The organism is Sphingomonas gei (assembly GCF_004792685.1).
Lineage (GTDB): Bacteria > Pseudomonadota > Alphaproteobacteria > Sphingomonadales > Sphingomonadaceae > Sphingomonas > Sphingomonas gei.
Map to the genome: position 1 here is coordinate 289,373 of NZ_SRXT01000001.1, position 19,385 is coordinate 308,757.

Annotated in this window: 14 protein-coding genes; 8 read left to right on the forward strand and 6 right to left on the reverse strand. The window is 66.9% G+C overall.

Annotation, left to right across the window (positions count from 1 at the left end; all coding sequences use genetic code 11):
- The first annotated feature begins 47 nt into the window (after window positions 1-47).
- Window positions 48-473, forward strand: coding sequence for an Lrp/AsnC family transcriptional regulator (locus E5A73_RS01165; protein WP_135961968.1), 426 nt, complete (start codon window positions 48-50; stop codon window positions 471-473).
- A gap of 38 nt (window positions 474-511) precedes the next feature.
- Here E5A73_RS01165 and E5A73_RS01170 read toward each other — a convergent pair whose 3' ends face one another.
- From E5A73_RS01170 to E5A73_RS01180, 3 genes are all read right to left on the reverse strand, one after another.
- Complete coding sequence (locus E5A73_RS01170; protein WP_135961969.1) at window positions 512-2,245, reverse strand: amidohydrolase; 1,734 nt, start codon at window positions 2,243-2,245, stop codon at window positions 512-514.
- A gap of 60 nt (window positions 2,246-2,305) precedes the next feature.
- A complete protein-coding gene (locus E5A73_RS01175; protein ID WP_168355763.1) occupies window positions 2,306-4,414 on the reverse strand; it encodes a TonB-dependent siderophore receptor in 2,109 nt (702 codons plus the stop codon).
- Between the two features lie 155 nt (window positions 4,415-4,569).
- Window positions 4,570-7,215 (reverse strand): helix-turn-helix transcriptional regulator, encoded by a 2,646-nt coding sequence (locus tag E5A73_RS01180; RefSeq protein WP_168355764.1) that lies wholly within the window; start codon window positions 7,213-7,215, stop codon window positions 4,570-4,572.
- Between the two features lie 266 nt (window positions 7,216-7,481).
- Here E5A73_RS01180 and E5A73_RS01185 point away from each other — a divergent pair, with 266 nt between their 5' ends.
- Genes E5A73_RS01185 through E5A73_RS01195 form a run of 3 tightly spaced genes read left to right on the forward strand, consistent with a single transcriptional unit; the run spans window position 7,482 to window position 11,480 of the window.
- The gene (locus tag E5A73_RS01185; RefSeq protein WP_135961972.1) at window positions 7,482-9,107 is read left to right on the forward strand and encodes a hydantoinase/oxoprolinase N-terminal domain-containing protein; all 1,626 of its coding nucleotides are present in this window, start codon (window positions 7,482-7,484) and stop codon (window positions 9,105-9,107) included.
- Window positions 9,097-10,197 (forward strand): DUF917 domain-containing protein, encoded by a 1,101-nt coding sequence (locus E5A73_RS01190; RefSeq protein WP_135961973.1) that lies wholly within the window; start codon window positions 9,097-9,099, stop codon window positions 10,195-10,197. The genes E5A73_RS01185 and E5A73_RS01190 overlap by 11 nt, the downstream gene beginning before the upstream one ends.
- Window positions 10,194-11,480, forward strand: coding sequence for a purine-cytosine permease family protein (locus tag E5A73_RS01195; RefSeq protein WP_240699959.1), 1,287 nt, complete (start codon window positions 10,194-10,196; stop codon window positions 11,478-11,480). Before E5A73_RS01190 ends, E5A73_RS01195 begins: the two co-directional genes overlap by 4 nt.
- Here the strand turns inward: E5A73_RS01195 and E5A73_RS01200 are convergent.
- Window positions 11,451-12,647 carry a CaiB/BaiF CoA transferase family protein gene (locus tag E5A73_RS01200; protein ID WP_168355765.1) on the reverse strand — a complete coding sequence of 399 codons (1,197 nt, stop codon included), beginning with the start codon at window positions 12,645-12,647 and terminating at the stop codon, window positions 11,451-11,453. The two genes, E5A73_RS01195 and E5A73_RS01200, sit on opposite strands and share 30 nt — an antisense overlap.
- Before the next feature lie 75 nt (window positions 12,648-12,722).
- On the opposite strand from E5A73_RS01200, the gene E5A73_RS01205 reads away from it, so the two are divergent.
- From E5A73_RS01205 to E5A73_RS01220, 4 genes are all read left to right on the forward strand, one after another.
- Window positions 12,723-14,201 (forward strand): aldehyde dehydrogenase, encoded by a 1,479-nt coding sequence (locus E5A73_RS01205; protein ID WP_135961976.1) that lies wholly within the window; start codon window positions 12,723-12,725, stop codon window positions 14,199-14,201.
- Window positions 14,202-14,211: 10 nt separating this feature from the next.
- Entirely contained in the window at window positions 14,212-14,976 is a 765-nt protein-coding gene (locus tag E5A73_RS01210; protein ID WP_135961977.1) for an SDR family NAD(P)-dependent oxidoreductase, read from the forward strand.
- A gap of 72 nt (window positions 14,977-15,048) precedes the next feature.
- A complete protein-coding gene (locus tag E5A73_RS01215; protein WP_135961978.1) occupies window positions 15,049-15,783 on the forward strand; it encodes an IclR family transcriptional regulator in 735 nt (244 codons plus the stop codon).
- A gap of 52 nt (window positions 15,784-15,835) precedes the next feature.
- Window positions 15,836-17,182 (forward strand): MFS transporter, encoded by a 1,347-nt coding sequence (locus E5A73_RS01220; RefSeq protein WP_135961979.1) that lies wholly within the window; start codon window positions 15,836-15,838, stop codon window positions 17,180-17,182.
- Between the two features lie 23 nt (window positions 17,183-17,205).
- Here E5A73_RS01220 and E5A73_RS01225 read toward each other — a convergent pair whose 3' ends face one another.
- Both E5A73_RS01225 and E5A73_RS01230 read right to left on the reverse strand, forming a co-directional pair.
- The gene (locus E5A73_RS01225; RefSeq protein ID WP_135961980.1) at window positions 17,206-17,406 is read right to left on the reverse strand and encodes a hypothetical protein; all 201 of its coding nucleotides are present in this window, start codon (window positions 17,404-17,406) and stop codon (window positions 17,206-17,208) included.
- 258 nt (window positions 17,407-17,664) lie between these two features.
- The gene (locus E5A73_RS01230; RefSeq protein ID WP_135961981.1) at window positions 17,665-19,314 is read right to left on the reverse strand and encodes a tannase/feruloyl esterase family alpha/beta hydrolase; all 1,650 of its coding nucleotides are present in this window, start codon (window positions 19,312-19,314) and stop codon (window positions 17,665-17,667) included.
- Between the last annotated feature and the right edge of the window lie 71 nt (window positions 19,315-19,385).

Here is a 19,385-nt window from a genome sequence, read left to right on the forward strand (position 1 = left end):
TGGGGGTCAAATTTGACAATCTGCCATGTCTGGTAGAGCATATTGTCATGCAAAATCTCGACGAGCTCGATCGACGGATCATCGCGGTTCTCCGCGGCGACGGGCGTGCGCCGGTCGCCAAGATCGCCAGCATGCTGCAGGTGTCGCGCGCCACGGTGCAGGCGCGGCTGGATCGGCTGCTCGATACCGGCATGATCCTGGGGTTCACGGTGCGCGTGCAGGAGCCCGGCGGTGCGGAATCGCTGCGCGCGGTGATGATGATCGAAGTCACCGGCCGCTCCACTTCGGCGATCATCCGCCGCCTGCGCAGCTTCCCCGAGATCCGCGCGCTCCACACCACCAATGGCGGCTGGGACCTGGTCGCGGAGATCGCTGCCGAGGGGCTTCAAGGGTTCGACCGCGTTCTGCGCGAGATCCGCGCGATCGAGGGAATCCTCAACAGCGAGACCAGCATCCTGCTCAGCAGCGCGTAAGGACGCGGCTCAGCCACTGCAGCGCTCGCCGCGCATGCTCAGCGGGCGAGCGGCTGGAGCTTGCCGAACACTTCGCGGCCCTGGAACAGCGTGAGCAGCACCCTGGTGGCGTGGATCTGGCGCGCGGGCGTCTCGAACAGATTGCGATCGAGTACGATGAGGTCGGCGCTCTTGCCAGGCGCGAGCGAGCCGGTCTGCTTGTCGAGGTGATTCACATAAGCGACGTTGAGCGTATAAGCCCGCAGCGCTTGCGCCAGCGTGATCCGCTCGCCGGCGCCGAGCGGGGGACGATCGCCGTCCGGCGCGACGCGGGTGAGCGCCACTTCGATGCCTTCCATCGGATTGGCCGAAGCCACCGACCAGTCGGCGCCATAAGCCAGCCGCCCGCCGAAGCGCAGCACGCTTCCCGAGGGGTAGATATAGGTTGCGCGTTTGGGGCCGATCCGCTCGATCGCGAGGTCCATATAGGCCTCGTTGCACGCCCATAGCGGCTGGAAGATCGCCGTGACGTCGAGCTTGGCGAAGCGCGGCTGGTCGGCCGGGTCGATCACGTTCATGTGCGAGATCATCGGGCGGGTATCGTGCACGCCGCCGCCCTTGCGGGCGCGTTCGACGGCGTCGAGCGCCTGACGGACGCCGGCGTCGCCGATCGCGTGGAAATGCGACTGCATGTTGCGGGCGTCGAGCTGCGCCACCGCCGCGGCGAGCGCATCGGGAGTGATCTGGGTCGCGCCTTTCACATCGGTGCCTTCATAGGGCGCGAGCATCGCCGCGGTCTGTTGCGGGATGACGCCGTCGATGAAGAACTTCACTCCGTTCGCGGTGAGCCCGATTTCGCGGGCACGGGCGGAGAGCTTGAGGATGTCGGGCATCTGATCGAGCCCGCGATCGTTGTTCCAGTGCAAGTCCATCACGGTGTGGACGGTGAGCGCGCCGCGATCCCTTACGGCCTTGTAGGCGTCGAGCGCCTTGCTGGTGCCGCCCTTGTCCCATTCGAGCGCCGCGTCGTGCCACGACGTTATGCCGAGGCTGTTGAACAGAGTCACCGTATAGGTGATCGCGCCTTCAAGGTCCTTCGCAGTTGGCGGCGGCACCAGCGGTTCGACCAGAGCCATTGCCGATTCCTCCAGCGCGCCGACCGGTTCGCCGCTTGAGTCGCGGTCGATGGTGCCGTTCTTCGGATCCGGGGTATCGCGGGTGATCTTCGCGAGTTCGAGCGCCTTCGAGTTCACCCACAAGGTGTGCCCGTCGGATTCGAAGATGAGCGCGCGGTCCTTCGAGACCGAGTCGAGCAATGCCTTGTCGGGGATGCCCTTTGGCGGGAATAGCGACTGGTTCCAACCCGAGCCGAAGATCGTGCCGTTGCCCGGCGTCTTCGCGACGCACTCGGTGATGATCCGGCGGTAATCGTCCAGCGTCTTGCCGTCATGGAGCGCGCAGCGCGCATGGCTCATGCCGCCGAAGATCGGGTGAGCATGCGCGTCGCCGAACGCCGGCATCACGAAGCGCCCGCCGAGATCGACGACGCGCGTCGCCGTGCCCTTGCGCCGGGCGATTTCGGCCGCCGATCCGATCGCGAGGATCTTGCCGTCCTTGATCGCCACTGCCTCGGCCCAGGGCTGGCCGGTCTCGACCGTATAGACCTTGGCGTTGGTGAGGATCAGATCGGCGGTCGGGCCCTTGGGTGCCGGGCCGGCGCCGATGGCGAGCATCGCGGCGCCTGCCAGCAGGAGGCGGGTTTTGGGGAAGCGGGGCGTGGCGGTGCGGTTCATGCGATCGATCCCGATGTTAAGGTTGTGGGGCCGGAGCGGCGCGGCTCCGGCCCTGCGCGCTCAGAAACGGCGGCGCAGCGAGGCGAGGACCGTGCGATCCTTGCCGAGATAGCAATAGCCCTCGTTGATCGTCCCGGCGCTATAGCTGCAGTTGGTGTAGACCTTCTCGTCGAAGATGTTGGCCCCGTTCACCGACAGCGACCATTTGCCGTAGCTCAGCTCGAGCATTGCATCGGCCAGCGTCACCGGATCGATTCGATAGATCTGGTCGAAGCTGACCTTGTCGCTCTGATAGCGCACGCCGCCGCCGAGCTTGACGCTGAGGTCGCCCCCCAGATCGAACCGCTTCGATGTCCAGACCGATGCCTGATGCTCGGGCAGATTTTCGCGCCGATCGCCACGCAGGCGGCCGTCGACCACGAGATATTCGGCGCGGGTATAGCTGTACGAGGCCGTGACGTCGAAATCAGCCGGCAGCTTGATATTGGCTTCCGCCTCCACGCCGCGCGAACGGGTCGAGCCGCCCTGGATGAAGTTCTGCAACTCGTTCGGGTCGGCGATCAGGACATTCTGTTCCTTGATGTCATAGGCCGCAATGGTGAACAGCATCCGCGCCAGAGGCCGGAACTTGATCCCTGCTTCGTACTGGCGGCCGCTCCGCGGAACATACGCCACGCCAAAGAAATTGGACCCGAACACCGGCAGGAACGATTCCGAATAATTGAAATAGGGCGATACGCCCTTGACTACATCAGCGATGATGCCGCCGCGGAAGGTCCACGCCTTGTTGGCCTCGAGCTGCACATTGTTGACGTTCGACTGCACATTGTCGTGCCGCGCGCCGAACACGAGCGAGACCCGGTCCCAGGCCCGGATCTGATCCTGGAAATAGAAACCCGTCTGCGAATTCTTCGTATCGGTGGTCCAGCCCACGCCACTGGCGAATGGCACGCCGTACACCGGCGCATAGAGATTGAGCCCGGGCGCGGCGCCAAAGCCTTCCTCCTTGTCCTCGCGGAACTCGGTATAGTCGAACCCAGCGAGGATCTGGTGCGCCAGCGGCCCGGTGCCGAAGCTCAGCACGAGATTGTTGTCGCTGTTGAGGCCGGTATATTTGGCGCGATTCAGATACCAGGCGCGGTTGGCGATGGTGCGGCCCGCATCGTCATAGGCGCCGCCGAAGCCGGTATAGCCGAACACTTCCTGATAATCGGTGTCCTGCTCGAAGGCGCGATTGCGGCTGTTGAAGGTCAGATTGTCGTTGAAGCGGTGCGTCACCAGCAGCGACAGGGCATAATGGCTCGCGCGGGTATGGTTGAAGTCGGGCTCTCCCAGATAGAAATCGTCGGAGATGCGCGTGGCGCCGCTGCCATCGACAGTCTTGCTGGTCGGCAGATAGGTCTGGCTGCCCAGATGATCGCGCTGGTACAGCCCGATAAACGTCACTTCGGTGTCCGGGCCCGGCTTGAGCGTAACCGCCGGCATGACCGTGATGCGGTCGTTCTTCTGCCCCGGCTGCTGCAGGTCGGCGTCGCGGTACAGCCCGACCAGCCGCGCCGAAACGCCGTCGACGATCGGGCCGGTGACGTCGAGCTGCGCCTGCTTGTAGTCGTCGGTGCCATAGGTGATTCCGATCTCGCCGCCGAAGGCTTCCTGCGGCCGCTTGCTGATCGAATTGAGGATGCCGCCGGCGCCGCCGCCGCCGTACAATGTCGACGAGGGGCCGCGCAGCAGCTCGGCGCGCTCGACGGTGAAGATTTCGAGCCGCCCGCCATAGATGAAGCCGGGCATACGGTTGAGGCCGTCGAGATATTGCTCGGCGCCGGTGCCGCGCACCGCGAGGAAGTCGCCGCGGGTATCGACCCCGTTCAACTCGCTGGTGGCACCCGCGCTGTAGCGGATCACGTCCTGCAGGTTGACCGCGGCGCGATCCTGGAAATCCTCGGCGGTGATCACGCTGATCGACTGCGGAACCTGAGTCAGCGGCGTATCGGTCTTGGTGCCCGAAAGCGCGCTGCCGGTCACGACAACGTCATCTTCCGCGGGCACTTCCTGCGCATCCTGGGCGCGTGCCGCCTGCGACCAGGCCAGCATGCCGCAAGCCGACAGCAGCACCAGCCGCAGTCGCTTCGCTCTCAGGGAACCGCTTAATTCGAACTGCCGTGTCATATGCCACCCCTTGTCTAGTCGTTGCCGATACCGGCCGCGGTGCGTTGCGCGGTCCAGTCCTCCCATCGGCATTGAACAACAGGCGCGCGGACACGCCACGCGCAAATCAGGGTAAGCAAGGAGTGAAGACGGGTAAGCCGCCAGGAGAGCGGGCGTCAGGGTGCGGGCAACTGGGCTCCGGGGAGGAACCCCCGTTCGCGCGAAACCCGCACGGCCTCGCGACGCTTGTTGACTCCGATCTTCCGGAAAACCGATTTGAGCCGATACTTTACCGTGTCCGGCGACATGCCGATCAACCGGGCGATTTCCTTGTTCGAATAGCCTTGGCTCAGATGCGCGAGGATCGCGGTCTCGGCATCATTGAGCGCATCGTCGGCTATCGGCGCCGCCGAACGGATGACGACGGCCCGGGAGAGATTGCGCAGGAATTGGGCGCGAAAGCGATCGATCCGCGGCGCGCCGGCGAGCGCGGCCTCGACCAGCTCGCGCGAGAAACGCCGCGCGTCGACGAACGGCCGGACCACGCCCTGGAACATCGCCACACCCACCGCCTCGTCGAAACAAGCCTGGGCGCGGGCCGCGTCCCCAGCCTGGCGCAGGCCGTGCGCGCGGAGCAGATTGACGTCGATCAGTAGCCGGCCGGCGCCGTGCTGGCTGGCCCAGCGGTGAATATGCGCCAGATCGGCCAGCGCAGTTGCAGGATCGCCATCGAGTAAGTGCAATTGCGCGCGGCACATCGCCGCGGCGACCGCTACCGCACGATATTGCGGAGATTCCTCGCGCATCGGGGCGGCGAGCGAGTCGAGCCCGATCCTCTCCGCCAATGCCTTGGCGGCCGCGACATCCGGCGCATGGTGGAGCAACAGCTCGAGCTCGCACAAATCGGTAAGCAAGGTGAGTTGGTGGAAGCGCCGACGCTCGGCGGTGCGCCGCGCGCGCTCGAGCAATGCCTGCGCGGCCGCGAGCGCACCATCGCTCGCCGCCGCCCGCGCGGCAGTGAAATAAGCCGCGGCGTAGACATCGACCCAGCCGTCGAACAATTCCATGTGCGGCAGCGCCCATTCGAGCAAGGCGAGCGCCTCGGGCGCGCGATCCTGCTCGTAGAGCAATTCCGCCTCGAACGCCGCGCAATTGGCCGCGAGATCCGATCGCGAGCCGAAGCCGCGTTCGATTTCGTCGCGTGCATCGGCGAGGATCGTCGCGGCGTCCTGCATGCGCCCCTGGGCGCGCTTGATCCGCGCCTCGTGAAAGCGCGTGAACAAATCCGAATAAAGCGAGCCGAGCGCCTGATAATGCTCGCGCGCGGCCAGCGTCGGTTCGAGCGCGCGTTCGAGCCAGCCGCCTTCATAATATTTGGCACCCAGCGTCTCGTAGAAATTGGCGAGCACCAGATGATCGTCGGCCGGCAGCGTGCGAAGCAGTGCTTCGCGCTCGAGCAACGTCTCGAACGTCATCGGCAAATTCTCGTACTCGACCAGCACGTCGCCGACGACGCGAATCTCGGTCCATAGATCGGCGGAGAGATCGGGATCCGCGGTCGCGACGAAGCGATCGTAATCGGCGCGGGCGACTTCCATCTGGCCCCGCTTCACTTCGAGATAGATCCGCGCCAGCACCAGTCGCGGCCGCGCCGCGATGGTGGTTGCAGGCAGTTCCGCGAAGCCGCGCTCGACCAGTCCCTGGAAGCCCTGCGGGATCAGCCGCCAGCCGCCGGCGTCCTCGACCACCGTCGCCAGCAGCGCGTCGTCGCGGGCCTGGATCGCATGATTGACCGCTTCGACGACTTCGCCGCGTTCGGAGAACCACAAGGCCGCGCGCCGCTGCAGCGTACGGAACAACGCGGCATCCCCGCGGGCAAGGCGCTCGCGCAGATATTCTGCGAAGAGCTGGTGATAGCGATAGGCTTGGCGATCGGGCGAAAGCGGAGTTAGCACTACGCCCTGCTGCTCGAGCCTTTCGAGGAGCAGCCAGCCGTCCTGCCGATCGCACAGCAAGTTGATCGTGTCACCAGTGAGATGGTCGAGCAAAGCAGTGCGCAGGACGACTTGCTGGGTCTCCTCGGGCAGCGTCATCAACACTTGCTCGGAAAGGTAGCGCGCCAGTTCGGAGCTCGCCCCGCTGAAACGTGCGACGAGCTGGCGCGGATCGGCGCCGCGCTTTAGCGAGAGCGAAGCGAGTTGGAGCGCGATCGCCCAGCCTTCGGTGCGCTCGACGATGCGCGCCACGTCTTCGCCGGAGAGTGCGGCGCTGTCGCCGCGCGCGAACAGCGCCTGGGCTTCCTCGGCGGAGAATTTGAGGTCCTCGGCACGGAGCTCGAGCAATTGCTCCTCGGCGGCGAGAAGCGACTGGCCAAGCCATGGATAATCGCGCGACGCGACGATGAAGTGGCAGTTCGGCGGCGCGAGCTGGATCAGCGACTTGAGGAACTCGCCGACCGGCGCACCTTCGGCGAGGTGGAGATCGTCGAGAATCAGCACCACTCGGCGCGGTTCGCGCGCTAGCCGGTTGATGATTGCGGATAATGCCGCGCGCGGCGGCAGATCGATGCGCTTGCGTTCGCCTTCGGCGTCGACGCCGTCTACTGCCAGCGCGATATATTGGGCCAGCCGCCGCGGATCGCCGTCGTCGCGCTCCAGCGTCAGCCAGGCGACCAAAGTCGTGTCGCCGTCGACTCGGCCGCGCCACTGCGAAAGCAGGCTGGTCTTGCCGTAGCCGGCGGGCGCGTGGACGAGCGTGAGGCGCCGCTCCAGCGCACCGTCGAGCCGGGTGAGCAGCACGTCGCGCCGCACCTGATTCCCCATCCAGGCGGGAGGCGCAATCTTCGTTGGGATCAGTTCATCCACGCAATCATCCGTTGCCAGGGCTTCTTGTCGCGCCCGCCGGCATCCCGCTCCGGCGTGAAGTCTAGGCGTGAAATTGCGACGCGCTCAAGGCCGCCGCGCAAGGAATTACCCGATTGGGCGGGTCGATTACCCGAACCGTCGGCATCGGCACCCGTTTTACGAGTTGCGCGGCGAACGACGCGGAACCTACCCACAAGGGGTTACCGGGGCAGGAGTGGTGGTCAGTGCGGATTGGTGTCGATGTCGGGGGCACGAATACCGACGCCGTGTTGATGGATGGGAGCGATGTCCGCGCCTGGACCAAGCAGCCGACCACGGCCGATGTGAGCTCGGGCGTGGCCGCGGCGATTACGGCCGTGCTGCGGCAGGCGGGCGTGGCGCCTGGCGCGATCGCATCGGTGATGATCGGCACCACCCATTTCGCCAACGCGCTGGTCGAGCGCAGCCAGCTCGACCCGGTCGGCGTGCTACGGCTGGCTAGCCCGTCGGGCGAGGCGCTGCCGCCGATGACCGGCTGGCCCACCGACCTGACCGCACAAATCGGCAACCATGTCTTCCTGCTACCCGGCGGCTATGAAATGGACGGGCGCGAGATCGCGCCGCTGGACGAGACCAGGATACGCGACGCCGCACGCACGTTGCGGTCATCCAAGGTCGACGCAATAGCGATCAGTAGCGCCTTCGCCCCGATCAACCCCGCGATGGAGCAGCGCGCGGCGGAGATCGTGCGGCAGGTTCACCCCGATGCGGTGGTCACCGTCTCCTACGCGATCGGCCGGATCGGCCTAGTCGAGCGCGAGAATGCGGCGATCCTCAACGCCGCGCTCACCAGCCTCGCGGGCCGCGTTATTTCGTCGTTCGAGCGGGCGCTGGCCGCGATCGGCGTGTCTGCGCCGCTCTACATCTCGCAGAATGACGGTACTCTGATCTCGGCGACGCAGGCGGCGACCTATCCGGTGCTGACGATCGGATCGGGGCCGACCAACTCCATGCGCGGCGCCGCCTTCCTGACCGGCGTTACCGACGCGATCGTGATGGACGTCGGCGGCACCACTACCGATGTCGGCGTGCTGATTAATGGCTTCCCGCGCGAATCCTCGATCGCAGTCGATATCGGCGGGGTGCGCACCAATTTCCGCATGCCCGACATCCTCGCGATCGGGCTGGGCGGGGGCACGCGGGTCCATCTCGATCCGGCGCTGTACGAAGCCACCGCGCTCGACGCGGCGGCGCTCCGGGTCGGTCCGGACTCGGTCGGCTTCCGCATCGCCGAGGAGGCGATGCTGTTTGGCGGGGAAACGCTGACGACGAGCGATGTCGCGGTCGCCACCGGCCGTGCCGATTTCGGCGATCCGTCGCGCCTTCCCGCGCTCAGCGACGCGGTGCTGCAGACGGTGTGGCAGCGGATTCAGACGATGCTGGCCGACAGCATGGATCGGATGAAGACCGCCCGGGGGGACGTGACGATCCTCGCCGTGGGCGGCGGGAATTTTCTGATCCCCGATACGCTCAAGGGCGCTGCCAAGGTGATCCGCCCGCCACATGCGGATGTTGCGAATGCGGTGGGAGCGGCGATCGCGCAGATCGGCGCGCAGGTCGAGCAACTCGTCAGCTATGACAAGGTGCCGCGAGCAACGGTGATCGCGCAGCTGTCCGACGAGGCGCGCGCGCGCGTGGCGGCGGCGGGGGGCGATATTGAGAAGGTGCAGATCGTGGACGTCGATGAAGTGTTCCTGAGCTACATGCCCGGCCGGGCGGCGCAAGTCCGCGTCCGCGCAGTGAGCGATCTCGTCGAGGGCCGCACCGCCGACGCTACCCCTGAAGCGAGCCTGGCCGCGCATGCGCATTGATCGCGCGGCGCTCGCCGATCTCGCCACCGGCGCGGCCTTTCTGGGATCGGGCGGGGGCGGGGATCCCTATTATGCGATGCTGCTCGGCGAGGCCGAGCTGGCCCGGCGCGGCAGCTTCGAGCTGGTGACGCTCGATACGCTGGCGGACGACGCGCTGGTCGTGCCGTGCGGCTGGGTCGGCGCGCCGACGGTGTCGGTCGAGAAGCTGCCGAGCGGCAAGGAAGCGATGGCCGGACTCCAGCGGCTGGAGGCGATGCTCGGCCGCAAGATCGACGCGGTGATGCCGATCGAGATCGGCGGGAGCAACGGGCTGGCGCCTTTGGTCGCCGCCGCCGAGCTGGGGGTGCCGGTGGTCGATGCCGACGGCATGGGGCGCGCTTTCCCCGAATCGCAGATGGCGATCTTCAACATCCACGGCATTTCCGCATGCCCTTCGGTGGTGACCGCAGCGTCGGGATCGCTGACGGTGATCGAAACCTCGGACAATGTCGAGCATGAGCGGCTCGCCCGCGCGCTCGCGATCGCGCTGGGCGGCATCGCGCACATGGTCGAATATCCGCTGAGCGGCGCGCAGGCCAAGGCCTATGCCGTGCCCGGCAGCATCTCGGTGGCGATTGCGATCGGCGCGGCGATACGGCAGGCGCGCGCGGCGGGTGAGGACCCGTTCGAGGCGTTGTTCACGGCGCTGTGGGAGAGCGGGCTCTATGCGCATGCCGGGATATTGTTCGACGGCAAGATCACCGATCTCGAGCGCGAGACGCAGGGTGGCTTCTCGGTCGGCCGTATCGTGATCGAGGCGTTCGACGGCCAGTCGCGCGTCGAAGTCGATTTCCAGAACGAGAATCTGCTCGCGCGCCGCGACGGCAAGATCGTCGCGATGGTGCCCGATATCCTGACGGTGATGGACCGCGAGACCGCCGACAGCATCACCACCGAACGGCTCAAATACGGCCAGCGAGTCAAATTGGTCGGGGCGGCCGCGCCCGCGATGCTGCGCACCGCGCGCGCGCTCGATTTCGTCGGGCCCGGTGCGTTCGGCTATCCCGACGCCTATGTGCCGATCGAGCGGCTGAACGGGTGGGGGGCGTGACCGAACAAGCAGGCGAGCTGCACGCGCATCGCCCCGTCCCTGAGGGCGTGACCGTCCCGGGCTGGCGGGTCGGGCTGATCGTCGCGAGCTTCTCGATCGGACTGCCGGACTTTCTCAACGGCGCGCACAATGCGCTGGCATTGGGTTTCTGGGGTGCGGTGAGCGCGGCGTTGATCGCGGCGGTGATCCTGTGCGCCGGCGGGTGTTTCACTTCGGTGGTCAGCGTGCGGACGCGGCTTTCGACCTATCTGCTCGTGCGCCGATCGTTCGGCACCGGCGGCGCGGCGCTGATCAACACCGTGATCGCGCTCATCCATTTCTGCTGGTTCGGGGTGAACGCCTCGTTCTTCGGCGAGGCGATGGTGCAGGCGGCGGAGGCCAACGGCATCGCCGGCAACTTCATGCTCTTCGTGATCCTCGGCAGCGCGCTGATGACGGTCTCGACGATCATCGGGTTCAAGGCGCTCGATCGGCTCGCGGTGGTGGCGGTGCCGGTGCTTGGCGTTATCCTGGCGCTGGTCGTCTGGGCCGCGCTCGATCGTCACGGACTGGTGACGGTTCCTGCCGTCAGCCCGCCCGAGCAGATGGGCTTCGGCATTGCGATCTCGGCGCTGATCGGCGCCTATATGCTCGCGGTCGCGACGATGCCCGATCTGTCGCGCTATACCCGCACCAAGCGCGGCGCGATCGCCAGCATGGTGTTGTCCTTTCCGATAGCGACACCGCTGATGATGACCGCCGCGGCGATACCCGCGCTTGCGACCGGCGAGACGAGCATCATGAAGCTGGTGGTGCAATTCGGCTTCGGCACGCCGGTGCTGTTCCTGCTGGTGCTGCCGACCTGGACGGTCAATTCGCTCAACCTTTATTCCGCCAGCCTGTCGCTCGGTACGACCTTCCCGCGCGTGCGGCCGTGGCTGTTCACGATGCTGGGCGGCACGATGGGGGCCGGCTTCGCGCTGATGGGCATCCTCGACGCGTTCATTCCATTCCTGCTGTTCCTCGGCCTGATCATCCCGCCGATCGCCGCCATCTATGTGATCGACGCGCTCACCACGTGGCGGGAGGCCGATTCCGCCGCCTCGATCGCCGCGGTGCCGCTGGTGCGCTGGCCGGCGCTGGCGACCTGGCTGGGGTCGATCCTGGTCGCGGTGCTCGCCGCTTATGAGGGATGGACACTGACCACGGTGCCGGCGCTCGACGCGACGATCTTCGCTGGGTTGGTCTATGCGCTGGTGCGCCGGCGCTTCGCGTCAGCCCAGCCCGGTTCCGACCACGCCTGAGGCGACCAGCGCGTCGATCGCCGCGTCGTCATGCCCGCAGTCGCGCAGCACCGCGCGGCTGTCTGCGCCAATCCCGGCTGGCGGTACGTCGGGAGCGGGGGACACCGTCCCGAAACCCACCGGCTGCGGCACCATCCGCACCAACCCGGCCGGATAGCCCTCGGGTACGTCGAAGAAGCCGATCTCGGCCAGATGCGGATCGTGCAGAAGATCGTCGGGGGTCGCGATGCGCGAACACGGGACATCGCGCGCCGACAGCGTCTCGATCCACGCATCGGTAGTCCGTGCGGGCAGGCTCTCTGCGAGGATAGCATAGAGCTCGTCGATCCGTGCCTGCCGCGTCCTTGGATCGCGGAACCAGGCCTCGTCGCACAGCGCCTCGCGGTCGATCTCGGCGAGGAAGCGGCGCCATTGCTCTGCGGTATAGGGCAGCACCGCGATCCAGCCGTCGGCGGTGCGGAACGGCCGGCGATTGGCCGAGAGCACGCGCGGATAGCCGGTCGCGCCGTCTTCGGTGAAGCTCGCCTCGGCGAGATGCTCGTTCATCAGGAAGGCGACCGTCGCCTCGAACATCGGCACTTCGACGCGGAACGGCCCCGGCTGCCCGCGCTCGCGGGCCACCAGCGCCGCGAGGATGCCGTAGACCGTATGCAGCGCCGCCACCTTGTCCGCCACGATCGTCGGCACGAATTGCGGCGCGCCACCGTTATGCATCGCCAGGCCCGCCATCCCGCTCGCTGCCTGAATGATGTCGTCGAACGCCGGCCGGTCGCGATATTGCCCTGCCTGTCCGAACCCGATCGCGGCGCAGTGAACGATGCGCGGGTTGATGCCGGCCACCGCATCGAAACCCAGCCCCAGCCGCTCGGCCGCATCGACACGCATGTTATGCAGCAGCACGTCCGCCGTCCCGATCAGCCGCGCCAGCGCGGTGCGGCCCTCTGGCTGCTTGAGGTCGATCGCAAGCATCCGCTTATTGCGGTTGTTGTTGACGAACAGCGCGCCGCCCCCGGGCCCCTGCGGATGCGCGTTGCGCGCGATGTCTCCCTCGAGCGGCTCGACCTTGATCACCTCGGCCCCGAGGTCGCCGAGGATCTGCCCGGCATAAGGACCCAGCACCACCGCCCCGATTTCGACCACGCGTACGCCCTTGAGCAGCGGAATCACTCGATTTCTCCCTGAGCCCTCTTGACTCATGTTTCCATGTGAGGACTAATATGTCCACATATAGAGAGTAAATTAATGCCACAATTCCGTTTCGATCGCCTGTTCATCGGTGGTGCATGGGTTGCGCCGATCGACGGTGGCGTGCGCGACAGCGTGGATCCGGCGACCGGTCAGCCTTGGGCGCTGGTCGCCTATGGCGGCGCGCAGGACGTGGACCGCGCGGTGGCTGCGGCGCGCGCGGCGTTCGAGGGGCCGTGGCGCAAGATGGCGCCGTGGGAGCGGGCAGGGCTGCTGCGCAAGTTCGCCGAGCTTTACGCCACGCAAATCGAGGCGCTGGCGCAGGTCGAATCGCGCGACAATGGCCGCGCGATTCGTGAGTCGCGCGGCGATATCGGCCTTCATCCGCAATATTGGCACTGGTTCGCCTCGCTCGCGGACAAGTGCGACGGGCGGACGATCCCGATGGACGACAGCGTCCACGCCTTCACGTCGCGGCTGCCGGTGGGCGTGGTCGGCACGATCACGCCGTGGAACGTGCCGCTGATGGCGGCGACGTGGAAGCTCGGCCCGGCACTGGCGGCGGGATGCACCGTGGTGCTCAAGCCCGCCGAGCAGACTCCGGCCTCATCGCTGGCGCTCGCCGCGTTGTTCGAGCGGGCGGGCTTTCCGCCGGGCGTGGTCAATGTCGTGCCGGGCGACGGCCCCGTCGCCGGCGCGCATCTCGTCGCGCACCCGGGCGTCGACAAGATCGCCTTCACCGGCGAGGGCGCGACCGCCAAGACGATTCTCAAGGCCGGCGCCGACACGCTCAAGCGCTTCAGCTTCGAGCTGGGCGGCAAGGCTCCGCACATCATTTTCGCGGACGCCGATATCGAGAATGCAGTCAACGCTGCCACCGGCTCGGCCTGGGCATTGTGCGGCCAGAGCTGCGCACTCGGCAGCCGGGTGCTGGTCGAGCGCCCGGTCTATGACCGCGTCGTCGACGCGTTCCGCCGCAACGCCGGCCGGGTGCGCGTCGGCAACCAGATGGACCCCGCCACGCATATGGGTCCGCAGGCGCATGCCGAGCAGCTCGCCAAGACGCTGTCTTATGTCGATATCGGCCGCGACGAGGGGGCCGAATTGGTGGCCGGGGGCGCGCGCATCGAGCGGGATGGATTAGCCGGCGGCTATTTCGTCGAGCCCACGGTGTTCGCCGGCGTCGCGCCGCAGATGCGGATCGCGCAGGAGGAGATTTTCGGCCCGATCGCGGCGATCATCCCGTTCGATGGCGAGGAAGAAGCAGTCGCGATCGCCAACGGCACGCCTTACGGTCTCGCCGCGGGGCTGTGGTCCAATGATGTCGGCCGCGCGCACCGAGTCGCCAACCGGATCCATGCTGGCATGGTCTGGGTCAACACCTATCGCTACATCCGCTGGTCCACGCCTTATGGAGGCGTCAAGACCAGCGGCTGGGGCCGCGAGAACGGCGTCGAGGCGCTCGATTCCTATCTGGAGACGCGCACCACCGTGATCTCGACCACCGGCAAGTTTGCCGATCCCTTTGCGAATTGAGGAGAGAGTGATGCGCCTTCAGGGCAGGCTGGCGATCGTCACCGCCGCGGCTTCGGGAATGGGCCGGGCGGGGGTCGAGCGCTTCGTGCGCGAAGGCGCGCAGGTCGCGGCGATCGATATCGATCCGGCGGCGCTCGACGCGCTGGTCGCAGAGTTCGGTGCCGATCGGGTGACGGCGATCGCCGCTGATCTGTCGACGCCCGAAGGCGCGCGCGGCAGTATCGATCAGGCAGTGGCGGCGCTTGGCGGGGCCGATATCCTCTGGGCGCATGCCGGGATGCCGGGGCCGGCATCGGTCGAGAATCTCGATCTCGTCGCGTATCAGAAGGCGATCGACCTCAACATCACCTCCGCGGCGCTCGGCGCCGGGCAGGTCGCGCCGCACATGCGCGCGCGCGGCGGCGGATCGATCATCTTCACCTCGTCGATCTCGGGGCTGGTCGGGTCGATGATGAGCCCGATCTATTCGGCGGCGAAATGGGGCGTGGTCGGCTTGGCCAAGTCGCTCGCGCTGGCGCTGGCGCCCGACAATATCCGGGTCAACGTGGTGTGTCCCGGCCTTGCCGACACGCCGATGAAGCTCGGCTTCACCGGACGCAGCGGCGATCCTGCCGAAGCGGCGGCCAACGAAGCGAAGATCGTCGCCGCGGTGCCGCTCGGCCGGCTGGTGCGGCCGGGGGAGGTGGCCGATGCCGCGCTCTGGCTCGCCTCGGACGAGGCCAGCTTCGTCACCGGCGTGGCATTGCCGGTCGATGGCGGCTTCACGGCGCGTTGAGGATGGGGCGGAGCCCGGCCTGCGCACGACACGCTGTTGCCGGGGCCGCGCTTGCGCCATACGGCTTCAATCATGATCGTCCGCCAGGCGGCCAATGCGCTGCAGATCCTCGAATTCTTCGCCGAGCGGCTGCGGCCCGCCAATGCCGCGGAGATAGCCGATGCTATGGGCTGGCCGCGCTCGAGCACGTTCAAGCTGGTCGGCACGCTGGCGTCGATGGGCTATCTCTACGAGCCGCTGCCGCGCGGCGGCCATTATCCGAGTCCGCGCTGGCTCGAACTGGCCGAGAAGGTCTCGCAGGCGGATCCGCTGCCGGCGGAACTTGGGCCGCTGATCCGCGCGGTGATGCAGGAGAGCGGCGAGACCGTGGCGATCTCGGCGCCGGCGGGCGTGCAGGCGATGTTTGTCGACGTGGCGGAGTCGCGTCAGCCGGTGCGCTATTTCGCGCGGGTCGGCGATCGAGTGCCGATTCATGCCAGCTCGGCGGGGCGCGCCTTGCTCGCGCAGATGCGTGCGGAGGAACGGCAGGTGCTCTATCGCCGCATCGACTTCACCGATTATTCGGCAACCACGCCGATGACGCCGGAGCGCATCGAGGGCGAGCTGGCCGAGGCGGAGGCGCGCGGCTGGCATCAGAGCAATGCCGAATATACCCCCGACCTAGCCGGCGTGGCGCTGCCGCTGGCGTATCCCGATCGGCGGCTGTCGATCGTGGTGGTCGGCCCGGTGTCGCGCTGCCTCGAACGGCGTGCCGAGACCGCGGCGCTGCTGCGACGGCATGTGAAGGCGCTGGTCGCCCCGCGCTGAAGCCATATGAGCCCCGTCCGAAGCGGCGCGGGCCGAACCCGAGAGGAACGCCATGACGCAGGATCCCCGCGCGGCGATCGCCGCCGAGCCGATGCGCGCCGCCCAGATCGTCGTGATCGCCTTGTGCATCGCGCTCAATGCGCTCGATGGTTTCGACGTGCTGGCGATCAGCTTCGCGGCCCCGGGGATCGCGCTGGAATGGGGGATCGACAAGGCGACGCTGGGCCTGCTGCTGTCGATGGAGCTGTTCGGCATGGCGGCGGGATCGGTGCTGATCGGCAATGTCGCCGATCGCATCGGGCGGCGCCCGACGATCCTCGGCTGCCTCGTGGTGATGGCGATCGGGATGTTCGCGGCGTGGGGCGCTCGCGATATTCGATGGCTCTCGGGCGCGCGACTGTTCACGGGGCTCGGCATCGGCGGGATGCTGTCCTCGACCAGCGCGATGGTCGCCGAATTCTCGAACGATCGCCGCCGCGGGCTCGCCGTGTCGCTTAACATCGCCGGCTATTCGACCGGGGCGATTCTCGGCGGACTGGTCGCCTCGGCGCTGCTGGCCGGTACCGGCGACTGGCGTTCGGTGTTTCTGTTGGGCGCGATCGCGACTGGCGTGGCGCTCCCGCTCGCTTTCTTTCTGCTTCCCGAATCGATCGACTCGCTGATCGCACGGCGCCGTCCGGACGCGATGGCGCGGGTGAACGCCACGCTCGCGCGGCTTGCCCGGCCCCCGATCGAGCAATTGCCGCCGCCGCCTGCGCAGCCCGAGACGCCGTCGGTATTGACGCTGTTCTCGCTGCGTTATGCCCGCATCACATTGCTGCTCACCATCGCCTATTTCGCGCAGATCATGTTCTTTTATTATGTCCAGAAGTGGATCCCCAAGATCGTGGTCGACATGGGCTTCGACCAGGCCTCGGCCGGTCGCGTGCTGGTCATGGCCAATATCGGCAATCTTGCCGGTGCCGTGGCGATCGCGCTTGCCGCGCAGCGCTTCGCGCTTCGCCCGCTGGTCATTGGGGCGATGCTCGCCGGTGTGGGGGCGATCGCGGTGTTCGGCCTCGGCTTCCAGGATCTGGTCAAGCTGTCGGCGGCGGCGGCGGTCGCGGCGTTCTTCATCAACGCCGGCGTGGTGGGCATGTACCCGATCCTCGCCCAGGCATATCCGGCGGCGCTCAGGGCGAGCGGGACCGGATTCGTGATCGGGATCGGGCGCGGCGGATCCGCGGTCGGGCCGCTGGTCGCCGGCGCGCTGTTCGCCGGGGGCAGCGGGCTCATGACGGTATCGCTGGCGATGGGCGTCGGCGGGCTGATCGCCGCGACGATGCTGGTCCTACTTCCGGCGAAGACCCATTGGTTGCGCGACGATAACGCCTCTGCACAGCCCCCGAGTGGAGCATGAACTGCGAGCGTCCGCGCTCCGGGCTAGGTTGCTACGACGCCGGCAGCAACCTTCGCCGCGAGATTGACCGCCGCCCTGCCTTCAGTGTCTTTAGCGGCGCGCGCCATGGTTTCCCAGGTGATCGCGGAGCGCTCATGCATTTCCCGGCGATTAGGGAGACTGGTATTTTCGGCTGCCGCGCGCTGGGCCGCGGCGTTCGCTAGATAGGTCTCGATAGTCGTCATCGTGCCCCCATTGCCGAAATCCGCCGGCGCGTCGAATCAGATGCGGCTTCACCGTCAAGGCTCCGTAGCCGACATTAAGCGGACGGACGGAAAGCGCCCAATTGTGGCCCTTCAGCGCTGCGAACGCACTTCCCGAAGCTGCCGGCTATTCGCGTAGCAGCGACAGTCGGATCGACAGCGTTCAGGGTCCGCCCATCGATTGAGCTACGGTGCCTGCGACCCGAAGTCAGTCAACGCTCGCGGGGGTCGGTATCCATCTTATCCCGGCTCAGCCTTGGAGGGGGTTTCGCAGCGGAAATTGGCCGCAGACAGCGTCGAGCCCGTCCCCTGGTAGATCGCCTTTTGCGGGTAGGAACAAAGCGGTCGCTGCATCTCGATCTTGCCCGCGTCCTCGGTCGCGAATTTCGTGGCGATGATGCGGTCGGGCGCTTCATCGCGCTCACGCCAGGCGATCAAGGCCGAGAACAGATCGTGCTTCGCATCGTCCGAGGGGGGGCGCGGCGGGATGCCAAGGGTGGCGTTGAAAGCGTCCGGGCCGGTGCCACCGCCGCAATGCATCATGCCCGGCGCCAGGAACAGCCGCGCACTGTCCGCAAGCTCGGCGTCGCCGCTCGTCTGCGCCGCGTGCCGGTCGAAAAAGGCGACGGACTGGCCTGGCGCCACCAGCGTGTCAGCAAGGCCGTGAAAGACGATCAGCTTGCCGCCGCGCGCGGCAAAGTCCGCGAGGCTGCCCCGCATCGCATCGTTCACGATCGCGTCCAGACGGGCGTCGACCAGCGGCATGTCGCGATCGAAATCGAAGTTCTTCCAATCCCAACCGGCACCGAACACCCATTTGAACAGCGCCGCGAAAGGTGGCTGATCGCCGATTGGTTTTTGCAGGAACGACCAGCCGAAGATGTCGGGCATTTCGCTGCCGGGCAGCCATCCGAAATAGGTCGGCTTGCCGGCCCGGTCGGTCGGTCCGGAATAGAAAGCGCGGGCAGTCGCGACTTCAGGTTCGGTCAGGCAGTTGTCCGACGACGCGCTTTTGCATTGGAGGACAGCGGGGTCGAACTTGCAGCGCATGGGATCCGAGATGAACCGGTCCCCCGCCACCCCGTGCCCCTGGCGCCAGCACGAAGCGATCGCGGCCTTATTGAGCAGCTTCAGCTTTGGTTCGGACAACAGGCTGCCGGGGTTGCGATTGGCCGCGGCGTAATCCCACAGCACCGCCGCATGACCCCAGGTGCGGTTCATGACCGGTGCGCCGACGAGGATGCCGTCATAGTCGCGGGGATAATGGAGCGCCTCGATCAACCCCTGCTGGCCTCCGGTCGAGCAGCCGGTGTAATAGGATCGCTGCGCATCCTTCCCGTAAAAGGCCTTGGTGATCGCCTTGCCGGCTGCGGTCATCGCGTGCGTCGACAGGCGACCCCAGTCGCGCCACTTGCGCTCCTGGCCGATCAGCGCGTCTCCTTCGAGCGGTGTGGCGGGCGCGGTGCCCGTATCCGTGGTCGCGGTGGCAAAGCCGCGTCGCAACCCATCGGCCATCCCGGAATAGCCGAGCGCGAAGGTGCCGCCGAAACCACCGCTGCCATTGCCGTGGAAGACGCCGGTCCAGCCCTCGACCGGCAACCAGATCTCGACGCCGATGTCGGAATCGGGCGCGGACCGGACGCGGGCGACGACGCGGCAGAAGCTGCGATAGCCGGGCACCTTGCCCGTAATCGTCGCTTCGGCAGCCTTGGCAGGCACGAGTTGCGCGCTGGCGATAATGGTGTCGGGTAGCTTCAGCTTTGCGAGGTCGCTGCACCGGCTGGCGGCGGCATCCGGTGCCGACATTGTGCCGGACGCCCTCGCTTCATTCGTGGCCGCCCATCCGATCGCGATGGTGGCCAGGACGGCGACGCTATGGGTGCGCTTCATCTTGCTCTCCATGAATATGGCAATTGTGGATCTTCGCCAGCCGGCGGCGGCCGGGCTGCGGCCGCGCGCCG